This is a genomic window from Rhodanobacter sp. 7MK24 (assembly GCF_014842995.1).
Taxonomy (GTDB): domain Bacteria; phylum Pseudomonadota; class Gammaproteobacteria; order Xanthomonadales; family Rhodanobacteraceae; genus Rhodanobacter_A.
Genome location: NZ_JACYXL010000008.1, coordinates 1 through 20,664 on the forward strand (window position 1 = coordinate 1; position 20,664 = coordinate 20,664).

At 66.2% G+C, this 20,664-nt stretch carries 14 protein-coding genes; 6 read left to right on the top strand and 8 right to left on the bottom strand.

What is annotated here, in order from left to right; translation table 11 throughout:
- Nucleotides 1-2,478, top strand: a 2,478-nt coding sequence (locus tag IHE49_RS12915) for a TonB-dependent receptor (RefSeq protein ID WP_192158530.1), incomplete at its 5' end; no start/stop codon positions are given.
- 254 nt (nt 2,479-2,732) lie between these two features.
- Here the strand turns inward: IHE49_RS12915 and IHE49_RS12920 are convergent.
- From IHE49_RS12920 to IHE49_RS12935, 4 genes are all read right to left on the bottom strand, one after another.
- The gene (locus IHE49_RS12920; RefSeq protein WP_192158531.1) at nt 2,733-4,304 is read right to left on the bottom strand and encodes a tetratricopeptide repeat-containing sulfotransferase family protein; all 1,572 of its coding nucleotides are present in this window, start codon (nt 4,302-4,304) and stop codon (nt 2,733-2,735) included.
- A 53-nt stretch (nt 4,305-4,357) separates the two neighbouring features.
- On the bottom strand, nt 4,358-5,260 hold the full coding sequence (grxD, locus tag IHE49_RS12925; protein ID WP_192158533.1) for a Grx4 family monothiol glutaredoxin: 903 nt from the start codon (nt 5,258-5,260) through the stop codon (nt 4,358-4,360).
- 64 nt (nt 5,261-5,324) lie between these two features.
- Entirely contained in the window at nt 5,325-5,927 is a 603-nt protein-coding gene (locus tag IHE49_RS12930) for an SGNH/GDSL hydrolase family protein (RefSeq protein WP_192158535.1), read from the bottom strand.
- A 180-nt stretch (nt 5,928-6,107) separates the two neighbouring features.
- Nucleotides 6,108-7,349, bottom strand: coding sequence for an aminotransferase class I/II-fold pyridoxal phosphate-dependent enzyme (locus IHE49_RS12935; protein WP_192158537.1), 1,242 nt, complete (start codon nt 7,347-7,349; stop codon nt 6,108-6,110).
- Between the two features lie 142 nt (nt 7,350-7,491).
- Between IHE49_RS12935 and rsgA the strand changes: the two genes are divergently transcribed.
- The 5 genes from rsgA (at nt 7,492) to aceE (ending at nt 15,829) form a co-directional block, all read left to right on the top strand.
- Nucleotides 7,492-8,547: a ribosome small subunit-dependent GTPase A gene (gene rsgA / locus IHE49_RS12940; RefSeq protein WP_192158538.1), complete on the top strand. Its 1,056-nt coding sequence runs from the start codon at nt 7,492-7,494 to the stop codon at nt 8,545-8,547.
- 4 nt (nt 8,548-8,551) lie between these two features.
- A complete protein-coding gene (locus tag IHE49_RS12945; protein WP_192158540.1) occupies nt 8,552-9,028 on the top strand; it encodes a hypothetical protein in 477 nt (158 codons plus the stop codon).
- A complete protein-coding gene (locus IHE49_RS12950; RefSeq protein ID WP_192158542.1) occupies nt 9,025-10,290 on the top strand; it encodes a flavohemoglobin expression-modulating QEGLA motif protein in 1,266 nt (421 codons plus the stop codon). Before IHE49_RS12945 ends, IHE49_RS12950 begins: the two co-directional genes overlap by 4 nt.
- A 68-nt stretch (nt 10,291-10,358) precedes the next feature.
- Complete coding sequence (locus IHE49_RS12955; protein WP_192158544.1) at nt 10,359-12,635, top strand: NADP-dependent malic enzyme; 2,277 nt, start codon at nt 10,359-10,361, stop codon at nt 12,633-12,635.
- A 500-nt stretch (nt 12,636-13,135) separates the two neighbouring features.
- A complete protein-coding gene (aceE, locus tag IHE49_RS12960) occupies nt 13,136-15,829 on the top strand; it encodes a pyruvate dehydrogenase (acetyl-transferring), homodimeric type (protein ID WP_192158546.1) in 2,694 nt (897 codons plus the stop codon).
- Nucleotides 15,830-15,950: 121 nt separating this feature from the next.
- Here aceE and IHE49_RS12965 read toward each other — a convergent pair whose 3' ends face one another.
- The 4 genes from IHE49_RS12965 to IHE49_RS12980 all read right to left on the bottom strand — a co-directional run bounded on the left by IHE49_RS12965 (nt 15,951) and on the right by IHE49_RS12980 (nt 20,658).
- Entirely contained in the window at nt 15,951-17,561 is a 1,611-nt protein-coding gene (locus IHE49_RS12965) for an MFS transporter (protein ID WP_192158548.1), read from the bottom strand.
- Between the two features lie 446 nt (nt 17,562-18,007).
- On the bottom strand, nt 18,008-18,325 hold the full coding sequence (locus IHE49_RS12970) for a hypothetical protein (RefSeq protein ID WP_192158550.1): 318 nt from the start codon (nt 18,323-18,325) through the stop codon (nt 18,008-18,010).
- A gap of 75 nt (nt 18,326-18,400) precedes the next feature.
- Nucleotides 18,401-18,964, bottom strand: coding sequence for a hypothetical protein (locus IHE49_RS12975; protein ID WP_192158552.1), 564 nt, complete (start codon nt 18,962-18,964; stop codon nt 18,401-18,403).
- 71 nt (nt 18,965-19,035) lie between these two features.
- Complete coding sequence (locus IHE49_RS12980) at nt 19,036-20,658, bottom strand: alpha/beta hydrolase-fold protein (RefSeq protein ID WP_192158554.1); 1,623 nt, start codon at nt 20,656-20,658, stop codon at nt 19,036-19,038.
- Between the last annotated feature and the right edge of the window lie 6 nt (nt 20,659-20,664).

Here is a 20,664-nt window from a genome sequence, read left to right on the forward strand (position 1 = left end):
AGCGGCTACGACGCCAAGTACGGCCGTTCGGCCGGCGGCGTGATCAGCCAGATCGGCAAGAGCGGCACCAACGACTGGCACTTCGGTGGCCAGGTCCTGTGGGCGCCGGCGTTCGCGCAGGACGGCTACAACAACTGGTACTACAGCAACCCGAGATTCACCTCGGCGAATGCCGGTGGCCCGGCAAGTGCCGGTGGCAATTACCAGCCAAACGAAGCCTATGGCCAGATGTACCAGCCCAACAAGGCGGCGGGTACCAACACGTGGAATACCGTCTACGACGCGTACGTCAGCGGTCCGCTGATCCAGGACAAGCTGTTCTTCTTCCTGTCGGCCGAATCCGACAAGACGCAGTACAACAACGAGGCGGACAACGTCACGGCCGGAAAGGTCTACAGCCAGCGTCAGAGCCAGCCCAAGTACTACGCCAAGCTGGACTGGAACATCAACGACAGCAACATCCTGTCGCTGACGAACATCTACAACGGGTGGACCCGTGATCCGGCCACCTACTCCGACTACAGCTACGACAACAACCAGTACACGAAGGGCGCTTTCTCGAACTACGGCCTGGAACAGAAGAACACCTTCGACATCTGGATCGGCAAGTACACCTCGTACATCACCGACGACCTGACGCTGAATCTGATGTACGGCAAGATGAGCGGCAAGTACTACACCGCGTTCGGCCCGGACTACGATGCCGACCTGCCCAATATCCTTACCGCGTCGCAGCAGGTCGGTGCGCCGTGCAGTCACGGCTGCACCAACAGCAACATCTACACCACCGTCAACAATTCGAGTCATACGTCGGAAGATCGCAACCTGCGCCTCGATCTCGACTGGAAACTGGGCAACCACGACCTCCAGTTCGGTATCGACAACGACAACAGCGTGGACCGCATGGATGGCTCGGAGATGACCGGTCCGGGTTACCAGAGCGGCAACGGTTATGCCTGGACGTACGGCCCGGGCTACGTGGCCCAGTACCGGTTCAGCACCCTCACCACGTCACTGGTGGTCAGGCAGCGTGCCCAGTACATCGAGGACAACTGGCAGGTGACGCCCAACCTGCTGTTGAACATCGGCCTGCGCGATGACGAATTCACCAACTACAACCCGGCGGGCGAAGCCTACCTGCGCCTGACCAAGCCGCAGTGGGCGCCGCGTCTGGGCTTCAGCTGGGATGTGTTCGGCGACTCCAGCATGAAGGTGTTCGGCAACGCTGGCCGCTACTACCTGGCGATGCCTGCCTCGGTGGCGCTGCGCGAAGCCAGCAACCCGCTGTTCACGTACACTTACTTCACTTACACCGGCGTCAATGCCGACGGCACCCCGCAGGGTGTGGCGGCGGCACCTGTGGGGATTTGCTCTGTTGCTACCTGTGCCGGTGCCGCTGGCAACGAATTTATCGTCAACAACGAAAACGGCAGCCTGGTCAATCCGAAGGCGGCAGCAGCGGCCAACCTCAAGGCCGAATACCAGGATCAGTTCGTCCTGGGCATGCAGCAACAGTTCAAGATGTTCGACCAGAGCTGGGTGTACGGCGTCACTGGCACCGTGAACAAGCTGGGTCGTGTCATCGACGACTTCGATCCGCAGGTCTATGCGGGGATCGGTTCGGCTGACACGGCGCTTCTCGACCTGGCCAAGGCCCAGGGCGTGAGCATCAATACGGCCCTGCTCAGCGGCAGCACGCTGATCAACCCGGGCAGCAGCATGGTGCTGAACGTTCCGACCACCTCGGGTGGTTGGGCGCAGGTCACGATGCCGGGCTCCGCCTTCAACTACCCGAAGGTGAAGCGCAATTACTACTCGCTGGACCTGTACCTGGAGCACGTGTTCGACGGCAAGTGGTACGGCAAGATCGACTACGTGTTCTCGCGCAGCTACGGCGATACCGAAGGTCCGGTGCAGTCGAACATCGGTCAGGGCGGCAGCTCGCAGTCGGGCACCGAGCAGTGGGACTTCTGGCAGATCATGCAGTACGCTAACGGCGACCAGGCCAACGACCAGAAGCACCAGTTGCGCCTCTACGGTTCGTACAACATCACCCCGGAATGGAGGGTCGGTGCGACCTACCGCATCGCTTCGGGTACGCCGGAATCCTGCCTGGGTTGGTACGGCCCCGGCCAGACCAATTACCAGAACTACGCTTCGGTTTCGACGGGTGGCGGCGCGTACCACTGGTGCGGTGGCGTGCCGACGCCGCCGGGCACCACCGGCTTCACGCCGTGGACGCACCAGTTGGACCTGCAGCTGGATTACCGTCCGGCGTTTGCGAAGAGCCGGTTGGATTTCCAGCTGCAAATCCACAACGTGTTCAACGAGCAGAAGGTCACGCAGATCAGCCCGGAGTACGGCACGACGACGTACTCCGCGGCAAATGGCACGCCTGGGCCGATGCCGGACTATCTGTCCCCGGTTGGCATGGAAGCGCCGCGTTACGTGCAGTTCGGTATCACGTACGATTACTGATGACCGCAACAACAGGCCCCTGGGGATCGGGGTTTGGAGAAACGCAAAGGCCGCCGGGAGACCGGCGGCCTTTTGCTTCTGCTTCTGGCTTGTCAGAAAGTGTGCGTGATAGCTCCTGTGTCAGGGCACCTGGAAGGCTTTCGATGGATTGCCAGGCGGCGCGGCCTTGTGTCGTCCGTCAAGGAGGCCATCACGCTGCAGGCCAGCAGGGCTGTGCTCTGTGAAGTCAGAGGCCCCAGAGAGTTGAGGGGCGGTCAGGCGATACCATGCTGTCGCAGCAGGTCGCGCAATGGATCCAGCAGGGCGCCATAGCGGGCCGAACGGGCGGTGTCCGATCGCAGTGGTTGTCGCACCTGGGCAGCGCTGGCAGTGCTGTAGACGGGACGGGCAGTCTTGTGGAATTCCATGCAGGCCGATTCGAATGGCAAATTGCAGAACGCCAGCAGTTCGCGGATCCTGCCTTCCGGGTCGGCCAGCATGTCTTCGTAGACGTGATCGTGGCAGCGACCAGGGAAGCGATGCTGCCAGAAACGGCTCAGGCGGTCGTAACCGACGTAGTAATGCACCATGGATTCAAGGTCGCAGCTGAAATCGGCGCCTTCGCCGAGCAACTGGCGATAACAGGCAAAGCAGGTTTCCAGCGGGTCGCGCCGGGTATTCACCACGCGGGCGCCCGGTAGCATCGCCAGTACAGGGCCGACCAGCGACCAGTTGCCCAGATTCTTGTCAGTGAACCGGGGTTTGTCCTTGCGCCAGTGCGCGGTGCGCTCCAGGTATTCACAGCCGAGTCGATGCCAGTCTTCGGCCGTGGCCCGCGGAGCCCATCCGCCGAGCGTTTGTTGCCTGCGTCTGGATTCGCCTGCGAGGACGCTAGCCAAGTCCGGTATTTCGTTGGCGCCTTCCACCTGGGAATGGGAGGCAAGGATGTGCTCGGTAAGCGTCGATCCCGAGCGCGGCAGGCAGGCAATGAAAATGACCTCGCTGCCGAGGCCTGGGTTCACTGGAGGAGGCAGCGGCTGGGTGAAGGCTCGGATGAGATTGTCGACCCGTCGGTGTTCGGCTGCGATATCCCATGAGGTGTAGCGGCGTTTTATGGCGTTCGCCGTTTGCAGGGTATGGAAGGAGGCTGCCAGGTCGTGCTGGTCTTCAAGCAGCTTGGCCAGCGCAAAACCCAGCCACACGCGATCGTCGGCCGAGAGGCCGGGCCGTTCCAGCAGCTGCCTGATGTGCTGGACCTCGATGCTGTCGAGCTTCACTGTCTTGAGGTTGGCCAGCGAGTACCAGGCTTCGGCATGATTCGGTTGGTGCCGCAGGACGCTGCGATAAAGCCTGGCGGCTTCGTCGATGTCACCCAGGCCGCTAAGCACGCTGGCCAGGGTCATTCGCGTCATGACGTGCGTGGGGTCAAGCGCCATCGCCTGCTCCAGTACCGGTCGCGCTTCATCGGTATGCCGTGCAATGTGCAGGGTGCGGCCGAGGTTGTACCAGGGGGCACTCACATCGGGAGCCAGTTCGCAGGCGCGGCGCATGCTTGCGAAGGCGGCCTCGGGATCCCGGCACTGGAACAGGGCACTGCCGAGATTCATGTGCGCGTTGAAATCGTCGGGTTTCAACTCCACAGCTCGTCGCAGGAACTCGAGGGCTTTGCTCGCGCTGCCGCGCATGAGCTGCACGACGCCCGAAAGTCGCTGCACCTCGGCCGACGCTGGCGCGACGCGTGCAGCCAGCTTCAGGGTTTGCTCCGCGGTTGCCAGTTTTTGCGCCGTAATGGCGCGAGACGCGCTGGCCAGCAGATCGTTCAATGAAGGGGTGTCGGTAGGGACCATGAGGCTCCTGGCTGTTTCTGACCCGCTCCCGCATGAGGAGGCGGGGTTCGACATCAGCGGTGTTCTTCCACCGCCAGCATCCCGCCGGCCACGTTGTGCACGTTGCTAAAACCATGCGCGGCGAAGCGCTCGGCCACGCCCTGGCTGGAAATGCCACGCGTGCAGATAAAGGCGAGTGCGGTGTCCTTGGGCAAGGTGGCGAGTGCTTCGTAGCCCTCGTCTTCGAGGATGCGTGCCTGCGGCAGCGGAGCAAGGTCCGCGCGCGCGGCGGCGGGTCGCACGTCGATCAGGGTGATGTTGCCCGCGGCAAGACGTTGTTGCAGTTCCTGCACGGTCAGCGACTTCACTTCCTGCGCGCCGGGGAATTTCAGGCTCAGGCCTTCGCCCTGTACGGTGGACACCCAATCAATCACGATGCCCTTGGCGCGCTGGGCGCTGGCGGGGTCGAAGTGCACCTCGAGGCCGTTGGCGTGGGCCACGATGTCGTGCTCGCTGGCGGGTGCGAGCTGGAAGCCGGCGCTGTGGTCGGGGCCGATTTCCAGGTGCAGCGCAAGGCCCTGCGCGTTGGCGGTGCCTTCGCGGATGGCCTTGGCGGCGGCGTCGGTGACGGTGATTTCCGGCGGCGTGCGATCCGGCGCTGCGACGCCGAACAGCGCGTGCAGCTCGCCGCTGCCGTACATCTGGCGAATGATGTCGGCGCCGCCGACCAGCTCGCCTTCCACGTAGAGCTGCGGGATGGTGGGCCAGTCGCCGTAGGCCTTGATGCCCTCGCGGATCTCCGGGTCGTCCAGCACGTTCACCGTGTGGTAGTCCGGCAGCAGCTCGTTGAGCGTGTTGGTCGCGGCGGCGGAGAAACCGCACATCGGCTGGTGGCGATGTCCCTTCATGAACAGCACCACGCGGTGGCTCTTGAGCAGGGATTCGATACGTTCGCGGGTGGTGGCGTCGAGGGACATGGGAGGCTCCGGCAAAGAAGGTCAATGATACCTCCTGCCGATATGACGCCTCCCCCGCGCGGCTTCAAGCCGTCAGCATTGCGCGAGCCACGGGCAGCGCGGCCTCGGTCCATAACGTGTACTGCGCGGCCGAGGGGTGCAGGCCGTCGTCGGCGAGCAGGCCGGGGTGCCGGCGCGAGATCGGCGTGATGTCCACCCAGTGCGCGCCCGCCAGCAGGGTTTCATCGCGGGCGGCAGCGTTGTACGCGTCCAGCTCGGTGGCGATGCGTGCGATGTCGCGGCCGCCGTCGCGCGCGAAGGGGGTGACGCCCCAGTCGGGAATCGACAGCACCAGCGTACGTCCGGGACGGCCGTCAGCCAGTGCGACTGCACGTTGCAGCAGGCGGCGGAACTCCCCCCGATAGTCGTCCAGACTGCGGCCGCGATACTGGTTGTTTACGCCGATCAGCAGGCTGACCAGGTCGTAACGTGGCGCGAAGGTCGCGCCATCCATTGCGCTGGAAAGCTCGTCGGTGGTCCAGCCGGTGGTGGCGAGGATGGTCGGATCAGCCAGCGCCTTGCCTTCGTCGCGCAGCATGGCAGCCAATTGCATCGGCCAACGACTTTCGGTCGGTACGCTTTCGCCTATGGTGTAGGAATCGCCGAGAGCGAGATAGGTCGATGGCATGCGAGTTTCCTGCGCTTCCTTCTCCCCCTCGGGAGAGGTGGCCCGGAGGGCCGGATGAGGTTCGGGGCAGAGTGTGGTGGCGAGGGTATCCGAACCCTCACCCATCCCCTCTTCCTCGCTGCTCAGAGCAGGACCATCCATGGCCCTTCCCCGCGTCCGACGGGAGAGGGGCTTTGAATATCACGCCACGGCAGCGCGACGGGGCTGCTCGGCTGCCATGCGCATCAGCACCTGCTCGATGCGCGCGAACACCTCGCGCAACTGGGCGGGCTGCGGCAGCAGGGTGAGGCGCAGGTGGCGGCTGGCCGGCACGTTGAAGCTGGAGCCGGGCACCACCAGCACCGACTCCTCTTCCAGCAGGCGCAGCGCGAAGGCGTTGTCGTCAAAAGCCGGGATGGCGTCGGCGCGAACCCGCGGGAAGGCGTACAACGCACCGGCGGGCGAAACCACATCGAGGTAGGCGCTGGCGGCCACGCCATCGAGCACGGCCTTGCGCGCTTCGTGCAGGCGTCCGCCCGGCGCGGTCAGCATGGTGATGGTGGGCGCGTCCTGCAGCGCAGGGATCACCGCCCACTGCGCGGTGACGTTGGCGCACAGGCGCAGCGCGGCCAGCAGTTGCAGCGCGTCGCGGTAGTCGGCGCTGCGTGCGTGGTTGCCGGAAAGCGAGAGCCAGCCCACGCGGTAGCCGCAGGCGCGATGCACCTTGCTCAGGCCGCCGAAGCTCACGCAGGGAAGTTCGCCGGCGACTTCCGCCAGCGGCTGGAATGCCACGCCGTCGTAGAGGATCTCGTCGTAGATCTCGTCGGCCAGCAGCAGCAGGTTGTGCCGCGCGGCCACCGCCACGATGCGCTCCAGCAATGCGCGCGGATAGACCGCGCCGGTGGGGTTGTTCGGGTTGATCAGTACAAGCGCGCGGGTGCGCGGTGTCACCAGTGCCTCGATCTCGTCGGCGTCGGGCACATGGCCGTTCTCCGCGAGGCAGCGGTAATAGCGTGGCTTGCCGCCGTTGAGGATGGTGGCGGCGCTCCACAGCGGGTAGTCGGGGCTGGGCAGCAGTACTTCGTCGCCGGGTTGCAGCAGGGCGCGCAGGCTGAGATCGATCAGCTCGCTGACGCCGTTGCCAATGAAGACGCGTTCCACGTCCACGTGGCGTGCGCCGCGCGCACGTTGCTGGGCGGCGATGGTTTCGCGGGCGGCTTCCAGGCCCTGTTCGTGCCCGTAGGCTTCGCTGTCGCGCAAGTGGCCGGCGATGGCCTCGCGCAGGTGCGGGGGTGTCTCGAAGCCGTAGCGGCCGGGGTTGCCGATGTTGAGCTTGATGATGTCGTGGCCGGCGGCCTCCAGCTCGCGTGCGCGCCGGGTGAGTGCGCCGCGGATCTCGTAACGCACGTCCGCCAGATGCGTGCTGGGTTTGATCGAAGCCAACGCCGGAATCCTCGGTATCCTGGGCCGGCGCATGGCCGGGTTGCCGCCGATCCTAGCAGCGTGGTGCGGTGCAGCGCGAGCCATTGCGCGGGCATTTCCGGGGCAGGGCATAATCGGGCCACTTGTCGAAGTCCCCAGTCTCATGAGTGATGCGGAAACGATAGAACGGCTACGGCGCATCGGTTGGCGCGGCGAAGCCCTGCCCGCGACCGGCCGGCGGCTGGCGCGGGTGGTGGCGCAGCACCGTGCGGGCTACGAGTTGCACGACGGCGAGCAGAGCTTCGGCGCACAGCCGGCCGGGCATTTCCTGAAACGCAGCCTCGACCCGGGCGAACGGCCGGCGGTGGGCGATTTCGTGGAGATCGAGCCCGGCCAGCCGCCGCACATCGTCACCGTGTTGCCACGGCGCACCGTGTTGTCGCGCGCTGCCGCGGGCGAACGTTACGCGCGGCAGGTCATCGCCACCAATATCGATTGCGTGCTGGTGCTCACCGGGCTGGACGGCGACTACAACCCTGCGCGCATCGAGCGCTACCTTTCGCTGATCGAGGACTCCGGTGCGCGGCCAGTGGTCCTGCTCAGCAAGACCGACCTGCACGAGGACGCCGCCGAACGCATCGCCGAGTTGCGTGCGCGGCTGGCGCCCGGCACGGCGATCCACGCGATCAATGGCAAAGACGCTACCAGCGCGGCGCAACTCGCGCCCTACCTGCAGCCCGGTGACAGCGCGGTACTGGTGGGCTCCTCCGGCGCGGGCAAGTCCACGCTTACCAATACCCTGCTCGGTATCGACAGGATGGCCACCGGTGCGGTGCGCCACCACGACAGTCGCGGCCGCCACACCACCACGCACCGCGCGCTGCTGCAACTGCCCACCGGCGGCTGCCTGATCGACACGCCGGGCATGCGCGAGCTGAAACTCACCGGCGAGGAGAACCTCGACCTGTTCGCCGACATCGAGGAACTGGCCGAAGCCTGCCGCTTCGCCGACTGCGGCCATGGCAGCGAACCCGGCTGCGCGGTGCAGGCCGCTCTGGACAGTGGCGAGCTGTCGCCCGAGCGCTGGCGCAACTACCTCAAGCTGCGCGATGAGCGCGAGGAGCAGGCCAGCACGCTGGAGGCGAAGCTGCGCCGTCAACGTGGAGGCCGTCCGGTCGAGCGGCCGCATGCGCCGCGCGGCAAGCGGGAACGGGAGTGACGGCATGCGGCAGACGCCAACCAGGCTCGGAATGCGCCGGCTTTCGGCCTTGGCCAAGCCGGACCATGACCGTTATTACACCCTTGCGATCTTGGGGTTCATGTTGCTGGCCATGGTGGCGGGCGGCCTTGCATGGCGCGATGGCCACACGTCGTGGCTGGCGATGCTGGGTGTCTGGTCGGCGCCGGCCATCGCGATACTCGCGACGCGCGGCCGCCGGCTGCTGGCACCCCCTGTGATCGATGAAGTCCTGGTGGAGGACGGAGACTTGCTGTTGAAGCGTGGCGAGGAGTCCGACCGCGCGCCCTTGGAGAATATCGCGATGGTGGAGGCGGAGCGTCGGAGCAACCTCGTCACGTTGGAGTTGGACCCGCCGTGCGTGTTTGGCGACCGGGTCCACTTCATCACGCGGCGCGGCGCGGCGGGCGATATTGGCGCCGAGTTGCGCCAGCGCATCGCCGAAGCGCGGCGGCACGCATGAACGACTTGAACCACGATCTGCAACACATCGCCGCGCTCGACCAGCGCCTGCTGGCCGCGGTGAAAGGGATCCGCATCCTGCCCACGGTGGCATGGCCGGCATCGTTGGAGAACCGGCTGATCGCGGATTTCGCGGCGGGCCGTTTCGCTCTACCCGAGGTGCAGTACCAGCGGCCCGACCTCGGTGCGGCGCGCACCGAACTGGAAACCATCGAGCGCGAGTCGCTTGGACAGGGCGGTGCCTTGGGTGAGTATCTGGCGCGCACGGCCGAGTCCTGGCGCATCGCGGCCGAGATGCTGGATGTGGTTGGCACGGCGCAGGTTACCGAGCCGTCGATCCTGTTGTATGGCCGCCCTGGCGACACGATTCCCGGCAGCGGGCGCAGCAACCTCGACGCGGCGCGCTATTTCGTCGAGTTGTCGGACGAGTTGGGTGCCGGCCTGGCTGTGGACGAAGCGTGCGAAGGCATGAGCGCCGAGGCCTTGCGCGACGAGATGGCACGCACGCTCGACGATTTTTTCGGTGCCGGTCGGGTAACGGTGGAGGTCGACCCCGAACTCACCGCCAAGGCGGCCGCCGGCGCCACGCGCATCCGCCTGCGTGGCGGTGCCAGTTTCAACGACTACGACCGCCACCAGTTGCTGGCGCACGAGGCGCTGGTGCACACGCTCACCGCGCTCAACGGGCGGGAGCAGCCGCTGCTGGCTTCGCTGGCGCGCACATCGCCGCGCGTCACCGCCACGCAGGAAGGCCTGGCGGTGTTTGCCGAGCTGATGTCCGGCGCCATCGACATTGCGCGGCTGCAGCGCATCAGCCTGCGCATCCTTGCCATCGAGAAAGCATTGGACGGCGCCGACTTCGTGGAGGTATACCGGTTCTTTCACGCAAGCGGCCAAGGCGTAGCGGACAGCTTCCACTCCACCCAGCGCGTATTCCGCGGCGTGCCCACCGGCGGTGGTGCGGCTTTCGCCAAGGACAACGTATACCTCAGCGGCCTGCTCACCGTGCATACCTTCTTCCGCTGGGCGCTGAAGGAGCGGCGGCTGGAGCTGCTGCGCTACCTGTTCGCCGGCAAGCTCACCCTGTCCGACGTGGTCGCGCTGCAGCCGCATTTCGAATCCGGTGCCATTGCGCCGCCGCGCTGGCTGCCGCCCTGGATGGGGCACGTGCACGGTCTGGCCGGCAAGCTGGCGTTCTCGGTGTTCGTCAACGGCATCCGCATGGGCAAGGTGGATGCGGACGACCTGGCGCTGGGCGTCTAGCCGACGGCCCGGTGTTACCATGACCCGGGCCGATTCGCGGCCCCACGCCCCCACGAAAAGCCCCCTCCATGGCCCAATCCGACGATCTGCGCCGCGCCGCGCTCGAATATCACCGTCACCCGCGCCCGGGCAAGATCCAGGTCAGCCCGACCACGTCGCTGTTGACCCAACGCGACCTGTCGCTGGCCTATTCGCCGGGCGTGGCATACGCGTGCGAGGCCATCGTGGAGAATCCGCAGGCGGCCAGCGAGCTGACCGCACGCGCCAATCTGGTGGCGGTCATCACCAACGGCACCGCGGTGCTGGGCCTAGGCAACATCGGGCCGCTCGCCGGCAAGCCGGTGATGGAAGGCAAGGGCGTGCTGTTCAAGAAGTTCGCCGGCATCGACGTGTTCGACATCGAGCTGGCCGAACACGATCCGGACAAACTGGTGGACATCATCGCCGCGATGGAGCCCACCTTCGGCGGCATCAACCTCGAGGACATCAAGGCGCCGGAATGCTTCGTGGTCGAGCGCAAGCTGCGCGAGCGCATGAAGATCCCGGTGTTCCACGACGACCAGCACGGCACCGCGATCATCGTGGGCGCGGCGGTGATCAACGCGCTGGACGTGGTGGGCAAGAAGATCGGCGACGTGAAGCTCGCGACCACGGGCATGGGCGCGGCCGGCATCTCCTGCGTGAACATGCTGGTGGCGTTGGGCCTGAAGCCGGAGAACATCCTCGCGCTGGATCGCGACGGCGTGCTGCACACCGGTCGCACCGACCTCGACCCGGACAAGCAGCGCTATGCCCGCGACACCGACAAGCGCACGCTGGCCGAGATCGTCGAGGGCGCGGACATCTTCCTCGGCCTGTCTGCCGGCGGCATCCTGAAGCCGGAGATGGTGGCCACGATGGCCGAGCGCCCGATCATCATGGCGCTGGCCAACCCCAACCCGGAAATCCTGCCGGAGGACGCCAAGAAGGTGCGTCCGGACGCGATCATCGGTACCGGCCGCTCCGATTATCCCAACCAGATCAACAACGTCCTCTGTTTCCCGTATCTGTTCCGCGGGGCACTGGACGTAGGCGCCACGGCCATCAACGAGGAAATGAAGATCGCCTGCGTACGCGCCATCGCGCGGATGGCACGGATGGAGGCGGGCGACCTGGCCTCGGTGTACGGCGGCGAGCCGCCGACCTTCGGGCCGGACTATCTGATCCCGCGCCCGTTCGACCCGCGCCTGGTGGTGGAGCTGTCCTCCGCTGTGGCGCAGGCGGCGATGGACTCGGGCGTGGCCACGCGGCCCATCACCGACATGGAGGCCTACCGGGAAACGCTGGGCCAGTTCGTCTACCGCACCGGCCTCCTCATGAAGCCGGTGTACGACCGCGCCCGCGCCGACCGCAAGCGCGTGGTCTACGCCGAGGGCGAGGAGGAAACCGTGCTGCGCGCGGTGCAGACCGTGGTGGACGAAAAGCTCGCTTTCCCGATCCTGATCGGTCGCCCCGAAGTGATCGATATGCGCATCCAGCGCCTCGGCCTGCGCCTGCGACAGGGCGTGGATTTCGAGCTGACCAATATCAACGACGACCCGCGCTACAACGAGTACTGGCAGCAGTACCACGCCATGACCGAGCGCCGAGGCGTCACGCCGGATGCAGCCAAGGCCCTGATGCGCACCCGCACCGCGCTGATTGCCGCGATGATGGTGGAGCGCGGCGAAGCCGATGCGTTGATCTGCGGACTGGTCGGCCGCTACCACAAGAAGCTGGGCTACCTGCGCAGCGTGATCGGCCTCGACCCTGGTGTGTCGTGCACTTCGGCGATGACCGGCGTCATCAACGAGAAGGGTGCGTGGTTCTTCCTCGACACCCACGTGCAGGCCGACCCCTCTGCCGAGCAGATCGCCGAGGCCACGCTGCAGGCGACTTACCGTCTCAAGCTGTTCGGCATCGAGCCCAAGGTGGCGCTGTTGTCGCACTCCAACTACGGTAGCCACGACACTCCGAGCGCGGCGAAGATGCGCAAGGTGCGCGAGATCCTGATGGCGCGCGCGCCCAAGCTGGACATGGACGGCGAAATGCAGGCCGACACCGCCTGGGACGAGACGTTGCGCAAGCGCGTGTTCCCCGGCACCACACTCGGCGGTCGCGCCAACCTGTTCGTGATGCCCAACCTCGACGCCGCCAACATCGTCTACAACATGGTGCGCGTGATGACCGACGGCGTGGCGATCGGGCCGATCCTGATGGGCGTCGACAAGCCGGTGCACATCCTCACGACTTCCTCCAGCGTGCGCCGCGTGGTCAACATGACCGCCATCGCGGCGGTGGATGCGCAGATCCGCGCGCGCAACTAGCAGGCTGTCTCCGGCAGCCTGCTAGTTGCGCGAAGAAATGAGGGCTGCGTCGAAGACGGACGTTGCCAGCCCCCGGGACGTCTGGCAGGCGAATCCGCTCACCGCGTTCGCTTCCTCTCCCTTTCGGGGAGAGGATTGAGGTGAGGGGCGGGTGCTCGCGAAATCGCGCATCGAAGCATGCTTCGTAGCCCGAGTCTCCAGCGCATCCTCCTCGCGCTGGCCCATTATCTGGCTCGTTCCGCGCCCGTAGCCCCCGGCCTTCGCGCCAGCGCTCGACGCTCGGCCATGCGCGAGCTTGAGTCAGGCAAGCAGCAAGGCTTCGCCCCGAGGGGAGAGGGAGAGAGCCAGCCGCCATGCGCCACCGCATGGCCCACATAGACGGACGTCCAACTGGCAGCGGCCAGCCGCGAAAGCTAAACTCGGGTGTCGGCCTGCCGCTTCCCCTCGGTGGCCGCTTTCCTTTCAGGCATTGCGCCGTTCGGCGCCGCGGAGAATCCCCCATGGATCAACTCGACGACATCCTCAACCAGGATCTCGATCCCACCGAAACCCGCGAGTGGATCGACTCGCTCAACGCGGTCATCAACCACGACGGCACCGAGCGCGCGCACTTCCTGCTTGAGCAGATGGTCGATTCGACGCGTCGCGCCGGCGGCTACCTGCCGTTCGATCCCACCACCGCCTACGTCAACACCATCGCGCCCGCCAACGAGGCGAAGATGCCGGGCGACGCGGCGATGGAATGGCGCATCCGCACGCTGATCCGCTGGAACGCGATGGCGATGGTGGTGCGCGCCAACCGCAAGCCGGGCGAACTGGGCGGCCACATCGCCAGCTTCGCTTCCTCCGCCACGCTGTACGACGTGGGCTTCAACCATTTCTGGCGCGCACCCAGCGCCGACCATCCGGGCGATCTGGTGTTCCATCAGGGCCATTCCAGCCCGGGCATCTACGCGCGTTCGTTCCTTGAAGGGCGCGTCGGCGAAGAGCAGCTCGACCTGTTCCGCATGGAAGTGGCGGGCAAGGGCCGCGGCCTGTCCTCCTACCCGCACCCGTGGCTGATGCCGGATTACTGGCAGGTGCCCACGGTGTCGATGGGCCTGGGTCCGATCCAGGCGATCTACCAGGCGCAGTTCTGGAAGTACCTCGAGCACCGCGGCCTGATTCCGAAGAGCGACCGCAAGATCTGGTGCTTCATGGGCGACGGCGAAACCGACGAGCCGGAATCCCTCGGCGCCATCTCGCTGGCCGGCCGCGAAGGCCTGGACAACCTCGTCTTCGTGATCAACTGCAACCTGCAGCGCCTCGACGGTCCGGTGCGCGGCAACGGCAAGATCATCCAGGAACTGGAAGGCGTGTTCCGCGGCGCCGGCTGGAACGCCATCAAGGTGATCTGGGGCAGCTACTGGGATCCGCTCCTCGCGCGCGACAAGAACGGCGTGCTGCGCAAGCTGATGATGGAAACCATCGACGGCGAGTACCAGGCCTGCAAGGCCTTCGGCGGCGCCTATACGCGCGAGCACTTTTTCAACAAGTACCCCGAAACCCGTGAGATGGTGACCAACCTGTCGGACGACGACATCTGGCGCCTCAACCGCGGCGGCCACGATCCGCACAAGGTGTACGCCGCCTATCACCAGGCCGTGAACACCAAGGGCATGCCCACGGTGATCCTGGCCAAGACCGTGAAGGGCTACGGCATGGGCGCGGCCGGCGAATCGCAGAACCCCACGCACCAGCAGAAGAAGCTGGATGCCGAAGCCGTGCGCCACTTCCGCGACCGCTTCAACATCCCGGTCGCCGACGACAAGCTGGGCGACGTGCCTTACTTCCACCCGGGCAAGAACTCGCCGGAAGTGGAATACATGATGGAGCGCCGTCGTGCGCTGGGCGGCTTCCTGCCGCAGCGCCGCCGCCATGCCGACGCCAAGCTCAAGGCGCCGGAACTCTCGGCGTTCGAGCAGATCACCAAGGGCACGGGCGAGCGCGAGATCTCGACCACCATGGCGCTGGTGCGCGGCATGAACCTGCTGCTGCGCGACAAGCAGATCGGCGAGCGCATCGTGCCCATCGTCGCCGACGAAGCGCGCACCTTCGGCATGGAAGGCATGTTCCGTCAGATCGGCATCTACGCGCCGTTCGGCCAGAAGTACCGCCCGCAGGACGCCGACCAGCTGCTGTACTACCGCGAAGACCAGAAGGGCCAGGTGCTGCAGGAAGGCATCTCCGAGGCCGGCGGCATGGCGGCATGGATGGCTGCGGCCACCAGCTACAGCATCAGCAACCAGGCAATGCTGCCGTTCTTCATCTACTACTCGATGTTCGGCTTCCAGCGCATCGGCGACCTGGCCTGGGCGGCCGGCGACATGCGCGCGCGCGGCTTCCTGATCGGCGGCACCGCGGGTCGCACCACGCTCAACGGCGAAGGCCTGCAGCACGAGGACGGCTCCTCGCATCTGATGGCCGGTGCGATCCCCAACGTGAAGTCGTACGACCCCACGTTCTCGTATGAAGTGGCGGTGATCCTGCAGGACGGTACCCGCCGCATGGTGCAGGAGCAGGAAGACGTCTACTACTACATCACCGTGATGAACGAGAACTACAGCCACCCCGACCTGCCGCAAGGCGTCGAGGAGGACATCATCAAGGGCATGTATCTGTTCAAGGACGCCGGCAAGCCGAAGAAGGGCGAGCCGCGCGTGCAACTGCTCGGCTCGGGCACCATCCTGCGCGAAGTCATTGCCGCTGCCGAGCTGTTGGAAAAGGACTTCGGCGTCAGCGCCGACATCTGGTCCTGCCCAAGCTTTGTCGAGCTGCGCCGCGACGGTTTCGACGCCGAACGCTGGAACCGCCTGCATCCGGAAGCCGAGCAGCGCGTGCCGCACATCACCGGGCTGTTGCAGGGTCGCCAGGGTCCGGCCGTCGCCGCCACCGACTACGTGCGCGAATACGCCGACCAGATCCGCGCCTTCATCCCCGATGGCATGCGTTACACCGTGCTCGGCACCGACGGCTTCGGCCGCTCGGACACGCGCGAGCACCTGCGCGGCTTCTTCGAGGTGGACCGCTACTGGATCGCCCACGCCGCGCTGGCCGCGCTGGCGAAGGACGGCAAGGTCAACGCCAAGGACGTCGCCCGTGCCATCCGCGAGTACAAGCTCGATCCGGAGAAGCCCAACCCGCTTACCGTCTGAGTCGGTTGCCGCAAACAGAAAGCCCGCCGGAAGGCGGGCTTTCTCTTGGAAGGCATGGCCATCCATCGCCAGTCGCTTGATTCCGGCGATCGTGGGCGACCTCCAAAGGATTTGTGCGCGCTCACTCCGACAGCGTGCGCTGTATCGCCTCCAGTGCATGCCCGCGCGTCTCCACGCCGTGGCGTGCCAGTTGCCAGCCGGCCATGGCCATCGGCAATGCGATCAGCAGCGCCGACAGCGCGAAGTGCGCGAACAGCCCCAGCACGCCCAGCGCCGCGCCGAGGATGCCGCCGAACTTGGAGCTGGCGGCGATCAGGCCCGAACCGCTGCCGCGCAGGTGCACCGGATAGATCTCCGCCGCGTACGGGATCATCGTGGCGATCACCCCGCCGCTGCTCACCAGCAACCCCGCCGTAGCGGCGACCATGGCGCCATCGGCGCTCGCTCCGACGAAGGCGAGGGTGCAGAACGTGGCCAGCGACGCCGCAGTCAGCGCGATGAACAGCACCAGGGTACGGAAGCTGCTCCAGCGCTGGTACAACCACACCACGGCCGCCGTGCCCGGCACCGCCAGCAGCGCCGAGCGTGCGAGCAGGAAGCTGGCGGCATGGGCGTCCATGCCGAGCTTGGCCAGATTGGCCGGCAGCCACAGCAGGAAGCCGAAGTTCACCAGCCCCCAGGCCAGGCCACAGGTGCACAACCCCAGCGTGAGCCTTGCATGCCGGCCGCGCAGCAACTGGCGCAGGTCGGCGGCCGGATGCGCACTTTCCAGGATCGGCGGATCGCTGTCCACGCCAGTGGGATCTTCGCGCAGCGCCGCGGGCGAACCGGCGAAGCGTGCGAGCACGGCGCGCGCTTGCGCATGCAGTCCGGCATCGGCGAGGAAGCGCGGCGACTCCGGGATATAGCGGTTGATGAACACGATCAACGCACCGGTCGGCAGGTTCAGCAGCCATAGCGCGCGCCAGCTGAAGGTCGGTTCCAGGGCGGTGGCCGCGCCCGAGGCGGCGAGATAGCCGGCTGAAGTGCCCAGGCCGCCAAGCGCCACCAGCAACCAGCCGCGATGGGCTGCGGGTACGGTCTCGGCCATCAGGGTGAAGGCGATCGGCAGCATGCCGCCAGCCGCTGCGCCCATCATGAAGCACATCGCCAGATTCCAGCCGAACGCCGGCATCGTGCCGCAGATCGCCGTACCCATGAACAACAGCGCCGAGAGCAGGATCGCCGCGCGTCGGCCGAACAGGTCGGCCATGCGGCCCCACACCAGCGAGCCGAGTGCCGTGCCGGTGAGCGCCGACAGCGCCAGCCAGCCTGCGGTCGTCATGTCGATGCCGTACTCAGTCGTCACGCCCGGCATCACGAAGGCCAGCGAGGCCGGCTTCATCACGTCGATCGCCAATGCCACCGCCAACGCAGCGGCCAGCGCCCAGTGCGCGCGGTTCAGCGGCACGCTGTCGGCGATATGCAGGTGCGGCCGGCGGCCGTGGTCGCGCCGGCTGTGACGCAATTGCGCCAGCCGCGGCATCAGCCCGTACCCGGCCAACAGCACGCCACCGGGGATCAGCACCATGCCGACCATCATGCCGGTGTCCATCGGCATGCCGGCAAGGTGGTAGTGCATCGGCGCGGCCATCAGGAACATCGGCAGGTGCAGCACCACGCCGGTCGCCACGGCGATGCAACCCAACCAGAACGCGAGCGGATGGTGGAAGCGGAGATCTTGCGTGGACATGGTGGGACCGATGGGCGGCAACGACGGCCAAGCATAAGGCTTGCGAGTACCGCAAGGTCTCCCTCGGGCGACTGCCCTGGCCGCGGCATGCCTGCGCACGATTGCGTTCGGTCAGAGGGGCCGCCATGCCGGTATTGCGCATCGGCTCGGCATGACGCAAGCCTGTCTGGAGCCGCTGCGCGCCCATGCCCGATGCGCATGGGTGCATTCAAGAAGGGCCTGCAGTCGAGACCGGCTGGACGAGTCGGCTCGTTTGCCGTCTCGTCCAGCGCAAACTCAGTGCGGCGCAGGCGGAACGGATGTACGGCGATCGCGCCACGTGTGCACCATCGGGTCCGATTTCGAGATGGCCGGAAGCCTATCGGTCCGTGGATCGACTAAAACGTGCTGCGCCTTGCATCGAGGTGCTTTTCACCATCCAGCGTATGGAGTGTGGCGCAACGGGTTCACTCCTCGTCGCTGCTGCGCAAAGCCCGGCGCAGCAGCAGGAAGGCACCGATGGCGCCGGCCACGATCGTGGCGGTGGCGACCGGGTGACGGTTAACCTGGCGCTTCAGCCGGCGGTAGCGATAGTTCGTTTCGTCGACGAAGTCCTCGGCGGCGCGCGCCAGCCGGCGCTGATAGCCCTCGCCATCAAAACGCCCCGCCGCGCGCCTACCGCGGGCGATCCAGTCACGGGCGGTGGCGTTGGCGTCGTCGGCGCAATGGCGGGCGCGGTCGCCGAGTTCATCCATGCTTCGTTCGATGTTGCGGCGTGTGCTCATGGCGGACTCCTGCGGATAACGCCTTCACGCTGCCAGCGCTGTTGTGAGCAGTGCGTAAAGGCTGCGTGGCTGCGTTCAGGACGAAGCCGCCCACGGACGGAATTCGTCACGCACCTGGGCGCTGTGCAGGCGACGGATGATCCAGCCGAACAGCACGCAGAAACCAAGTGCCATCAGCGTGCTGAACAGCTGGATGGCGCGCATGAATCCATGCATGACCGCGCTTGCATCCGCGGGCATGCCGGGTGCGTGCACAAAGGTGTCCATCGATCCCATGAACCACCACTGCCATGCCAATCCGAGCAGGTGGTAAGCGATGGCGAAGCCCATCAGGCCAATGAACATGCGTCGTGCCCACTCGTGCCGGCGCAACAGGCCGATGGCGGCGATCAGGGTGAGGCTGGAGACCAGCAGGAAGGCGCGGAAGAACCAGGCCATATGCCCGAACATCCACTGCATCGGAACCGGCATCCCCTGCGGCAGCGGCGGCATGGGCTGCGCCTGCATCGCCGGCAGGAACAACCACTGCAACATCAGGTTCTGCAGCGCGGCGATCAGCGTGGCGAAGCCGGCCATGCCGATGAACACCCACGCCAATACGGTGACGAAGGTGGAACGCAGCGGCGGTGGTACAGACATGCGCGACTCTCCGTGGTGGGCATGACGGGCGCGCGGGTTTGTGCGCACCGGGCAACAGCGTAGTCTTGCTCTCAGTATCGCCAGCTCTTGAGGTCCGCGTCCGCGGGCGCGTGGCTGTCGATGTAGTGGGTGATGTCTTCGATCAGCTCCTTGCCGCGCGGTCCCCAGCAATGCGGCGCCATCGGCTGATAGGTGATGCTGCCGCCGAAGGCGGGATCGCGCGCACTGTGCAGGAAGGCGTCCATTTCGCGCACGCCCATATTGAGGTTGTAGGTGTCCATGTCGCCGACATAGATGTGCAGCTTGTCGGCCAGCTTCGGCCCCAGCTCGGGCCAGTGCGTCTGCAGCAGGTAGCGCAGGTCGAAGTGCTGCTTCCAGTACTCCGCCACCGCGTGGTCGATGTCGCCGCTGCGCTTGTTCCACAAGCGCTGCGGATAGCCGTCCGCGCCCACCGGGCCGAAGGCGGACTCCCAGATGTCCCATTGGCCGCCGGAGCGGTCGTGGTCGCCCACCGCCAGCTCGTACCAGTTCTCGTCCTTCATCATCGCCTTGATGTTGCCGTCCGGCTGGCGCATGTCCACGCGCTCGACCTTCACCCAGCCCTTGTCGATCCAGTAGGCGTTGGCGTCGTCGTAGATGTTCACCACCTGGTGGTAGCGGAAATCCAGTGCGTCCGGACACGAGGCGAACGCGCCCCCGTAGAACGCCGGATGGAACACGGTCTGCGCCACCGTGATCCAGCCGCCGGTGGATCCGCCCTCGAGGATGCGTGCCCAGGGTTGCTCGATGGTGCGGAAGCGCCGCGCGATCTCAGGCAGCAGTTCCTGGTGGATGGCATCGTCGTAGGGGCCTTCGTTGGCCGAGTTCACCGCGTAGGAGTCGTCGTAGTAGGGCGAGGGATGCTGCAGGCTCACCATGATGTAGCGCGGTGTGCCGTCGGCAAGCCAGTAGTCGCGGAAGCCGCTCTTGGGGCGGTCGAAGCCGCCCGGCGCCGCGGTGGAGAAGTGGCCCTGTTCGTAGATCACCGGGTAGCGCATGCCGGGATGCTTGTCGTAATCCTTCGGCAGCAGCACGGTCGCACCCAGGTAGATCGGGTGGCCCCACCAGGCGCTGAGCAGCTTGCTCTGAATGCGGAAGCGCTTGACCTGGGGCGTGTCCTTGGGGAACGGGATCGGCGCGATCACCTGGTCGGCGATCAGATGCAAGGGCGTCGGCGCGGCCGGGTCGTAATGCACCTTCACCGGCTTGCCGTAGAGATTGCCGGGCGAGTGCTTCCAGTCCTGGCCTTCCCACTGGTCCATGTGCAGCCATACGGTGTGGCCGTCGGCACGCTTGAACTCGGTGTAGACGTTGACGAAGGGCTGCATCCAGTAGTCGCCGGCGGGCAGCTGGCGCAGGCTGGCCAGCGGCGCGCCGAAATCGCTGGCGTCGATCGCCACGACCTGGCCCGGCGTCAGCGCAGCCACGTCATGGCCGAACAGCGGCACGCCGGTGACGTCGGCTTCCTCGATCGGCGGCTTGTCCGCGTCGCGGCTGATTGCCACATAGACGCGGCCGGTTACCGGCTGCGCATGTGCCTGGGCGGTGAAACTGACCAGGATGCGCGGGCCGCCGTCGGTCGCACGCGCGGCGGGTGCAAGGACGGACAGGACGAGGGCGGCGCCGGCGGCGCGGAGGATGGCGAGTGTGTTCATCCGCCG

What these genes read in the sequence shown, in the direction of transcription:
- IHE49_RS12920 (WP_192158531.1), bottom strand. Translation starts at nt 4,304, where the DNA reads ATGGTCCCTACCGACACCCCTTCATTGAACGATCTGCTGGCCAGCGCG.
- grxD (WP_192158533.1), bottom strand. Translation starts at nt 5,260, where the DNA reads ATGTCCCTCGACGCCACCACCCGCGAACGTATCGAATCCCTGCTCAAG.
- IHE49_RS12930 (WP_192158535.1), bottom strand. Translation starts at nt 5,927, where the DNA reads ATGCCATCGACCTATCTCGCTCTCGGCGATTCCTACACCATAGGCGAA.
- rsgA (WP_192158538.1), top strand. Translation starts at nt 7,492, where the DNA reads ATGAGTGATGCGGAAACGATAGAACGGCTACGGCGCATCGGTTGGCGC.
- IHE49_RS12945 (WP_192158540.1), top strand. Translation starts at nt 8,552, where the DNA reads ATGCGGCAGACGCCAACCAGGCTCGGAATGCGCCGGCTTTCGGCCTTG.
- IHE49_RS12950 (WP_192158542.1), top strand. Translation starts at nt 9,025, where the DNA reads ATGAACGACTTGAACCACGATCTGCAACACATCGCCGCGCTCGACCAG.
- IHE49_RS12955 (WP_192158544.1), top strand. Translation starts at nt 10,359, where the DNA reads ATGGCCCAATCCGACGATCTGCGCCGCGCCGCGCTCGAATATCACCGT.
- aceE (WP_192158546.1), top strand. Translation starts at nt 13,136, where the DNA reads ATGGATCAACTCGACGACATCCTCAACCAGGATCTCGATCCCACCGAA.
- IHE49_RS12965 (WP_192158548.1), bottom strand. Translation starts at nt 17,561, where the DNA reads ATGTCCACGCAAGATCTCCGCTTCCACCATCCGCTCGCGTTCTGGTTG.
- IHE49_RS12970 (WP_192158550.1), bottom strand. Translation starts at nt 18,325, where the DNA reads ATGAGCACACGCCGCAACATCGAACGAAGCATGGATGAACTCGGCGAC.
- IHE49_RS12975 (WP_192158552.1), bottom strand. Translation starts at nt 18,964, where the DNA reads ATGTCTGTACCACCGCCGCTGCGTTCCACCTTCGTCACCGTATTGGCG.
- IHE49_RS12980 (WP_192158554.1), bottom strand. Translation starts at nt 20,658, where the DNA reads ATGAACACACTCGCCATCCTCCGCGCCGCCGGCGCCGCCCTCGTCCTG.